Below are 1,071 nucleotides of genomic sequence, written 5' to 3' on the forward strand. Positions count from 1 at the left end.
TCTCGTGGGCTCGGAGATGTGTATAAGAGACAGGGCTGTAGGAAGCCCCTTGTTTCTCGAGTTCACGGATGATCGTCGCGGCACGCGATAATAGTTTCTCGAAGTCCGAGCGGAGAGCGAGTCCGTCTGCGGACAAGCCATCGACGATGACGGCATAATCATGGTTACGTTTCCGGTCATATTGATACGAGTACAGTTCATTCGTCTTCGCATAAGCGGACCAGTAGATCGACTTCGCATCTCCGGAGTAGGGAACGACGGAGTGGAAACTCGAGCGATCGGTGAACGGACTCGAGCGATCAATCGTCTCACCGGGAATCATCCGTTCATTCCACTCGACCGACGCTGGTGCAAAGTCAGGGAAGACGTGACCCAGCTCTTGGATATTAAGCGTCACATAGATTGTGATCAAATGAAACGGATCCGAGATCATGACGTCAAACGACTGAATTCGAATCGTTCCCCGGTGAGCGGCAATGACATCGATTGAAAACGGCACAATCGTCTGTTTGCTGACATATAAGTGTTGACGCCAAAATTGACTACTCGCATCAGGAAGCTTGATCTGATCCCCGAGCAAGCCAGAAATCGTGATGCGACCGAGTGGTAACTTCGTTGGGTTCGATAACTCGAACGGTATCTGGATCGTTTCCTCTCGAAAAGCGCGAACGGTCTCAAGGAGGCGGACGCGAATCCGCTTCGCAACGTATTCGAGATAATACGGCATCACCCAGCCATATAATGTATAGGCGAGTAATAAAGCCGCAATCCAGACAGGACCATAGAGACCGACGATGACGCCGCTTGCACCTGTCATCGTAAGAATGATGAGGTTAAAGCCTTTTGGTATGATCAATTGCATGATTACACCTCAGTTGGAACAGTGAGTGAATCGAGGACTTGCTCGACGAGACGTTCGTTCGATAGCTTCAGCGTCGCTTCGAGCGTCAAGACGAGACGGTGGGCAAGCAATGGCGTCGCCAAGTGCTTGACGTCCTCTGGTGTGACGTACGTCCGCTCCTGCATCCAGGCCCGTGCTTTCGCGGCTTTTAAGAGTGCGAGCGTCGCTCG

1 protein-coding gene and 1 pseudogene are annotated in these 1,071 nt (G+C 51.9%); both read right to left on the reverse strand.

The features are described from left to right. On the reverse strand, positions 1-862 hold an 862-nt coding region (locus F8N00_RS18055; RefSeq protein ID WP_421018755.1), incomplete at its 3' end, for a DUF58 domain-containing protein. A 2-nt stretch (positions 863-864) separates the two neighbouring features. After that, positions 865-1,071 (reverse strand): annotated as a pseudogene (locus F8N00_RS18060) (magnesium chelatase); the annotation flags it as partial.

Source organism: Exiguobacterium sp. A1_3_1 (assembly GCF_048985645.1).
In the GTDB taxonomy this organism is placed as follows: Bacteria; Bacillota; Bacilli; order Exiguobacteriales; family Exiguobacteriaceae; genus Exiguobacterium_A; species Exiguobacterium_A indicum.